This window comes from Allosphingosinicella sp. (assembly GCF_036402135.1).
Taxonomy (GTDB): domain Bacteria; phylum Pseudomonadota; class Alphaproteobacteria; order Sphingomonadales; family Sphingomonadaceae; genus Allosphingosinicella.
Genome location: NZ_DASWTN010000030.1, coordinates 81,012 through 87,792, shown reverse-complemented (window position 1 = coordinate 87,792; position 6,781 = coordinate 81,012). Strand labels below are relative to the sequence as shown.

Here is a 6,781-nt window from a genome sequence, read left to right as displayed (position 1 = left end):
CGTCTTCTCCAACGCCTCGCTCGTTGAGATGTACAGCCTCCTGGCCGACACCACCGATGTCACCGAGCTTAATCAGAGCGTCGGCGGCCGCCTTCGCACCGCCTATGCCGCACGCGACGCCAATGCACGCCTCGATGCCATTCGCGGCCTCTGGGACGAGGCGGGCAACCCCGAGGGCCGCTATGCCCGCCAGATCCTCACCGCCGTCGCGGCGAGCCGGATCGAACCATCGGCAGAGTTGGGCGGCGCTATTCCGAACCTTATTGCGTCGATGCTCTCCGCCGGCATGGACCGTGAGGCGGCGCGCTGGTCCGATGCGGTCGGCGACATGGACAATGGCGGCGCGCGCGACCGCGCTTTGGCTCTTCTCGCCGTTGGCCTGGCCGAGCCGGAGGGCATCAGCACCGGCATGATCGGCAGCTTCGAGGATAATGACGACAGCCCCGGCAACTATAAGTCGAAGCTTCTGGTCGCTGCGCTGGCCGGCCTCGGCCGCATCAGCGAAGGGCAGGGGGAAAGCCTGGCCGGCGATATGGACTTCACCCTGGAAGGCGAAAGCCGCTGGAGCCGGATGCTGGATGCTGCCGCGCGCAGCCGCCAGCAGGGCACCGTGGCTTTGCTTGCCGCTGCGGGCATGCAGACGCCGACCTGGCGCGGCGTGCCGCCCGCCCATTTCTACCGGATTATTCGGGCGATGCGGGCCGCTGGCCTCGAATATGAAGCGCGCATGATGGCGGCCGAGGCGCTGTCCCGGGCGTGACCGCGCCCGGCGAGGACCGGCAGCTCATTGCAGCCTTCCTCGAAATGATGGCGGCGGAAGCCGGCGCGGCGCGCAACACCTTGCTCGCCTACGAGCGCGATCTTCGCGGCGCGTCGGAACTGATGGGCGGCCGCCTCGCCTCCGCAAGCAGCGAAAAGCTGAAGCAGCTGGGCGAAGCCTGGATGCCGCTGAAACGGGCGACGGTCGCCCGCAAGGCCGCGGCGCTCCGGCGCTTCTTCGCCTTCCTTGCCGACGAAGGCGTCCGCGAGGATGATCCGTCGGGAACGCTGCCGCGCCCGGCAAGCGAGCGGCCGCTTCCGAAGGTGCTGGATCACAGCTCGGTAGACGCGCTCTTTCGTGAGATTGAGCGCCGAAGGGCGGAGAAGGGTGACTCCGCCTCCTTCCGCATGGCTGCTCTCCTGGAGCTTCTCTACGGCTCCGGCCTGCGGGCTACCGAGCTTGTCTCGCTCCCACGCAACGCCGTCTCTCCGGACAAGCCCTTCCTGATCCTGAAGGGGAAGGGCGGCCGCGAAAGGCTGGTACCGATTTCCGACAAGGCGCGTGCGGCCGTCGCAGAATGGGGGGCGATGGTGCCGAAGGATACGCTCTGGCTCTTCCCATCAGGCAAGAAGCATTTGAGCCGCGTCCGCCTCTACCAGCTCCTCAAGGAGCTCGCCGCCGACGCGGGCATTCCGCCCGACCGGATCAGTCCGCACGTGCTCCGCCACGCCTTTGCGACGCATCTGCTGGAAGGCGGCGCCGACCTACGTGCGCTGCAGATGCTGCTCGGCCACGCCGACATAGCGACGACGCAAATCTACACCCATGTCGACAGCCGCCGGCTGATCGATCTCGTCAACAGCCGGCACCCGCTCGTTGACGTAAGGGCCAAGGGGTCCTAACCGCCGCTACTTCTATGGCGACCTTTCTCGATTTCGAAAAACCGATTGCGGAGCTTGAAGCGCGTGTGGCGGATCTTCGCCAGACGGCGCAGGCGGGCGACCTCAACATCGACGCGGAGATCGAGCGGCTTCAGGCGAAGTCCGAAAAGCTTCTCCGCGAAACCTATGGCCGTCTGACGCCCTGGCAGAAGACGCAGGTGGCGCGCCATCCGGAGCGGCCGCACTTCAAGGATTATGTGGCGGGTCTCGTGGAGGATTTCGTGCCGTTGGCGGGAGACCGCGCCTTTGCCGACGATCAGGCGATCATGGGCGGCCTCGGCCGTCTGGGCGGTCGCCGCGTGATGCTGATCGGCCATGAAAAAGGCGACGACACGGCAAGCCGCCTCCGTCACAATTTCGGCATGGCGAAACCGGAAGGGTACCGGAAGGCGATCCGCCTGATGCGCCTCGCCGGCCGTTTCGGCATCCCGGTCGTGACCTTGGTCGATCCGCCGGGCGCTTTCCCGGGCGTGCAGGCGGAGGAGCGTGGGCAGGCGGAGGCCATCGCCCGCTCCACGGAGGAATGCCTTGAGCTTTCCGTGCCCCTTATCGCCGCGATCGTGGGCGAAGGCGGTTCCGGCGGCGCGATTGCGCTTGCCGCCGCAAACAAGGTGCTGATGCTGGAGCACAGCGTCTACGCCGTCATCTCTCCGGAAGGCTGCGCCTCGATTCTTTGGCGCACCGCCGAGAAGGCTGCGGAAGCCGCCGAGGCGATGCGGGTCACCGCTGAGGACCTTCGCCAGCTTGGCGTGATCGACCGCGTCGTGCCGGAACCGCTCGGCGGCGCGCATCGCAATCAGGCGGAGGCGATCGCCTCGCTCGGGCAGGCGATCGGAGAGGAGCTTGGCCGCTATGCCGGCATGTCTCCGAGCGAAATCAAGGCCGAGCGCCGCCGGAAGTTCCTCAGCATCGGCTAGGGGGGGCCAGAGGAACCATAAACGCGGCTCCTGTGTTCATTTCGGGAAGATATCTTCCTCTTTTGTAACCAGGAGTACCGGTCTCATGAAGATCAAGGCGTTAATCGCGCTGTCGGCGTCTCTCGCCGCCATCGCCGCCCCTAGCGTCGTGCAGGGGCAGAGCAGGTCTTTAGCCCAGAATGATGTGCGGCAGGCCGCGCAGCAGCATCCGGAAGTGGTCGCCGAATTTGGTGGTCAAATTGATGCAACCCGCAATTCCTACGTCGCAGCCGTCGGCAACCGCGTCGGCGCCCAGACCGGCGTCGCCGGCGGAGGCAGCGGCGCCTACCGCTTCACCGCGCTTAATTCCCCGGTGATGAACGCCTTCGCCGTCCCCGGCGGCTACATCTACATCACCCGCCAGCTTATGGGCCTTATGAACGACGAGGCCGAACTTGCCTCAGTCCTAGGCCACGAGGTGGGTCACGTCGCCGCCCGGCACTCGCAGGGTCGCCAGCAGCAGGGCCTCCTCTCCCAGATCCTCTCGGTAGGCGCGGCGATTCTCACCGGGTCGAGCCAGATCGGCCAACTAATCGGCCAAGTGAGCCAGCTCCGCTTGCTAAGCTATTCCCGCAACCAGGAATTCCAGGCCGACCAACTGGGTATCAACTACATCACCCGCGCCGGCTACGATCCCAACGGCGCGGTCAGCCTGCTGGCCTCGCTGGGTGCAGCCACTTCTCTCGAAGCACGAGCATCTGGGCGCGACGACGAACGCGCGACACCGAGCTGGGCGCGCACCCACCCGTTGAGCGCGGACCGCGTTTCACGCGCGCAGCGGGAGGCGCAGCGTACCGGTGCAGCAGGCCGCGGTCTCCGCAACCGCGAGCAATATCTCAACATGATCGACGGCATTTTCGTGGACGACGATCCCGCACAGGGGGTGGTGGACGGCCGCACCTTCTCCCACCCCGACCTCCGCCTCCGCTTCGTTGTGCCGCAGGGCTACGGCATCCAGAACGGCACCCGCGCCGTCTCGATCAGCGGTTCAAACGGGCAGGCGCAGTTTTCGGGCGGCAGTTATACCGGTGATCTCGGTACCTACATCGCGCAGGTGTTCCGCAGCCTCGGCGGCAATCAGGCACAAATCCCCTTCACGCAGCCGCAATCAACTACCGTCAATGGCATTCCCGCCGCTTACTCTACTGCCCGGGTAAACTCGCAGCAGGGGCAAGTCGACGTAAGCGTCTTCGCCTATCGCTGGGACTCGAATACGGTCTATCATTTCGCCACGATCACGCGGGCAGGGCAAGGTCTCGGGCCCTTTGCCTCGATGGTGCAGTCAATCTCAAGGCTTACCGCCGCTCAGGCGTCCGCTATTCGGCCGCGAGTGATCGACGTGGTGACTGTAAGAGCAGGCGACACAATTCAGAGCCTGGCCAGCCGCATGGCCTACTCTGACCTGAAGACGGAGCGATTCCTGACGCTGAACGGCCTGCAGGCGAATAGCCGCCTCGCACCGGGGCAGCGGGTTAAGGTCGTCGTCTACGGCACCCGCTAGAGCATAGAAAAAGGCGGCGAAACCAGGTTCCGCCGCCTCTTCCTAAGTCTAATCCGAAGATTAGCTGTTAGCAGCCTCAAGCTCGGTGCTAACGGTATTGAAGGTGTTGTCGAGCGCATTGCCGACCGAAGTCACAGTGGCAACGATGCCGATCGCGATAAGCGCAGCAATCAGGCCGTATTCGATAGCCGTGGCGCCCTTAACATTCTTGAAAATCTTGCGAAACATTTCCGGTCTCCTTGTTCCAACTCGGGATTACTCTTCCCGTCGCCCCCGTTCCTGAGCGAGGCATCCTCGGTTGTACGGTTCAGAAGTTGCCAAATATTTAATGGGAGGATCAGCTATTGACGGCGTTGCTAAGAGAGTTGGAGATGAAGCCCCAGGTATTGTCGACTTCACCTCCAAGGGAGGTGACGCTTCCGATCACCGCAATTCCGATCAGTGTCGCAATGAGCGCGTATTCGATGGCGGTCGCGCCGCGATCGTCGGTGATCAGCCGGAGGAATCTGGTCATTCCGTGCTCCTTCAATCAGGCGCAATTATCCACTAACCGCTCTCAATAGGTTCGCCGTCGTTAATGAATTGCTATCGGGAAGCCGTGCCTTGGAAAAAATTCCGACATTGACTGTCGTCGCCGCAGCGCTTGTCGATGCGAGCGGGCGGATTCTTCTTCAGAAACGCTCGGCGCACCGGCAGATGGCCGGTCTCTGGGAGTTTCCCGGCGGAAAGGTAGAGGATGGAGAGCGGCCAGAGCAGGCGCTAGTGCGGGAGCTCGAGGAAGAGCTTGGCATCTTTTGCGATCCCTCGCACCTCTCGCCCGTCACGTTCGCGAGCGCTGACGTTGGTCCGCGTCATCTGCTTCTACTGCTTTACGTCTGTCGTGAGTGGAGAGGCACGCCGGAGCCGAGGGATGCGGAAGCGTTGCAATGGCTTCAGCCGCGCGACATGAGCGGGATCGAGATGCCGCCCGCCGACAAGCCGCTGATCCCTATTCTTGAGGCGCTTATCTAATCGGCTCCGGCGCTGACGGCGCCCAGCCGGTCATATAGATGAGGTCGAAGCGTTCGGCTGTTCTGCCGTCCCCCTCCGCGGCCACAGCGAAGAAATGTGCGGCTGCTGCAAACCCTTTCCTGCCGATCGGCGCTCGCGCACGCTGCACCATCATGTTGGTCGCCGCCATTCCCCTCAAATCGGACAGCAGGCGAGGCAGCATGCTGAATCGTACAATTGTCGTCTCAGTGTCGGCAGCAGAGAGGACGAAGCCTGCGCGGGTCAGCAGGTCTCCGGCGGCGCGGACATCGATCTGCGGGTGAATGCGGGGCGAAGCCGTACCCCTCGTGGCGTCGGCATCGAGCATGGCCTTCCTAAGCTGCGGCAGGCTTCCCGCACCTGCGAAAGCGGCGAGAAACAGGCCGTCGGGCCGCAAAGCTCTTCGAACCAACCTGAGCGCCCCCGGAAGGTCATTAACGCTGTCGAGCGTGCCGACCGAGACCACGAGGTCGAACGAGGCATCTGCAAAGGGGAGGCGGTCCTCGTCGCACTGAACGCCTCCCGCAGCAAAGCGGCGCCCAGGGTCGGCGGCAGTGACGACCAGCCCCATCTCCTCCAGTCTTCCCCTGAGAAGATCGGGAAATCCGAGCAGTAGGGCGTCCGACAAGCTCCATCGCACCAGCGACAGCCGCTCGACCAACTCGTCAGCCGCGAGGCGGTGCAGATAATCCGCATCGTGAAAGCGAAGAGCGGCTCGATCGCGGCGGATGCGGCGCAAATTCTTGTCGAAAGGGAGTTCGGTACTCACGCGCGGGCTTGTGCCGCCGCGCCTCGCGGGGAACAAGAGGAACATGGCATCGGCGGCACTGCTTGCGCGCGGCGCGGTACGGCACATCGTGGATTTTGCGCTGCCGCCGCGCTGTCTCGGTTGCGGCGCCGTGACGGCGGAGCAGCACAGTTTCTGCCTCACCTGCTGGCAGTCGCTCACCTTCCTTGGTGAGCCATGCTGCCACCATTGCGGGCTGCCGTTCGAGTACGAAGTCGGCGAGAGTGTCGAATGCGCCGGCTGCATCGCCGATCCGCCGGAGTTCGATACCGTGCGAACGGCGGTTGCCTATGGGGAGATCGCGCGAAAGGTGGCGCTGACGCTCAAATATGGCGGTCGCCCCGCCGCAGCCGCAACTATTGCGCACTTCCTGCAGCGCCACCTCCTAGGAGAGCAGGATGCGATACTTGCGCCGGTGCCCCTTCACCGCTCGCGTATCTGGAGGCGTGGCTACAACCAGTCAGCCTTAATCGCGCAGGCACTTTCCAGAGCCTCCGGGCTACCAGTGCAGCTGGATCTTATCCGCCGCGTGAAATCCACGCCTCCGTTGAAGGGAATGAGCCGTCGCCAGCGCGCAGAGACGGTACGCGGCGCTTTCCACCTAGCGCCCGGAGCGAAGCCCCTGATTGCGGGGCGTAGCGTGACGCTGATCGACGACGTCTATACGACGGGCGCGACGGTGCGCGCCTGCGCGAAGCTCCTGAAGCGGGAAGGCGCGGCGCAGGTGAACATTCTCTGCTGGGCGCGGGTTGTGACTGGTAAGGATGATTGACAAGAGTGGCGGCCGATTCCACCTCGGCCCCAAAG

Annotated in this window: 8 protein-coding genes and 1 pseudogene; 6 read left to right on the top strand and 3 right to left on the bottom strand. The window is 64.2% G+C overall.

Annotation, left to right across the window (positions count from 1 at the left end):
- The 4 genes and pseudogenes from VGD10_RS09175 to VGD10_RS09160 all read left to right on the top strand — a co-directional run.
- Window positions 1–760 (top strand): annotated as a pseudogene (locus VGD10_RS09175) (hypothetical protein); the annotation flags it as partial.
- Window positions 757–1,662: a tyrosine recombinase gene (locus tag VGD10_RS09170; protein WP_331040513.1), complete on the top strand. Its 906-nt coding sequence runs from the start codon at window positions 757–759 to the stop codon at window positions 1,660–1,662. The pseudogene VGD10_RS09175 and the gene VGD10_RS09170, both read left to right, overlap by 4 nt.
- A gap of 14 nt (window positions 1,663–1,676) precedes the next feature.
- Window positions 1,677–2,618, top strand: a complete 942-nt coding sequence (locus VGD10_RS09165) for an acetyl-CoA carboxylase carboxyltransferase subunit alpha (RefSeq protein WP_331040512.1) — start codon at window positions 1,677–1,679, stop codon at window positions 2,616–2,618.
- Between the two features lie 85 nt (window positions 2,619–2,703).
- Complete coding sequence (locus VGD10_RS09160) at window positions 2,704–4,158, top strand: M48 family metalloprotease (protein ID WP_331040511.1); 1,455 nt, start codon at window positions 2,704–2,706, stop codon at window positions 4,156–4,158.
- A gap of 60 nt (window positions 4,159–4,218) precedes the next feature.
- Here VGD10_RS09160 and VGD10_RS09155 read toward each other — a convergent pair whose 3' ends face one another.
- Window positions 4,219–4,386 carry a Flp family type IVb pilin gene (locus VGD10_RS09155; RefSeq protein WP_331040510.1) on the bottom strand — a complete coding sequence of 56 codons (168 nt, stop codon included), beginning with the start codon at window positions 4,384–4,386 and terminating at the stop codon, window positions 4,219–4,221.
- Window positions 4,387–4,495: 109 nt separating this feature from the next.
- Window positions 4,496–4,672: a Flp family type IVb pilin gene (locus VGD10_RS09150; protein ID WP_331040509.1), complete on the bottom strand. Its 177-nt coding sequence runs from the start codon at window positions 4,670–4,672 to the stop codon at window positions 4,496–4,498.
- 89 nt (window positions 4,673–4,761) lie between these two features.
- Between VGD10_RS09150 and VGD10_RS09145 the strand changes: the two genes are divergently transcribed.
- Entirely contained in the window at window positions 4,762–5,169 is a 408-nt protein-coding gene (locus VGD10_RS09145) for a (deoxy)nucleoside triphosphate pyrophosphohydrolase (protein ID WP_414639518.1), read from the top strand.
- Here VGD10_RS09145 and VGD10_RS09140 read toward each other — a convergent pair.
- A complete protein-coding gene (locus VGD10_RS09140; RefSeq protein ID WP_331040507.1) occupies window positions 5,162–5,956 on the bottom strand; it encodes a class I SAM-dependent methyltransferase in 795 nt (264 codons plus the stop codon). The two genes, VGD10_RS09145 and VGD10_RS09140, sit on opposite strands and share 8 nt — an antisense overlap.
- A gap of 43 nt (window positions 5,957–5,999) precedes the next feature.
- Here VGD10_RS09140 and VGD10_RS09135 point away from each other — a divergent pair, with 43 nt between their 5' ends.
- Window positions 6,000–6,746 (top strand): ComF family protein, encoded by a 747-nt coding sequence (locus tag VGD10_RS09135; protein WP_331040506.1) that lies wholly within the window; start codon window positions 6,000–6,002, stop codon window positions 6,744–6,746.
- The last annotated feature ends 35 nt before the right edge of the window (window positions 6,747–6,781 follow it).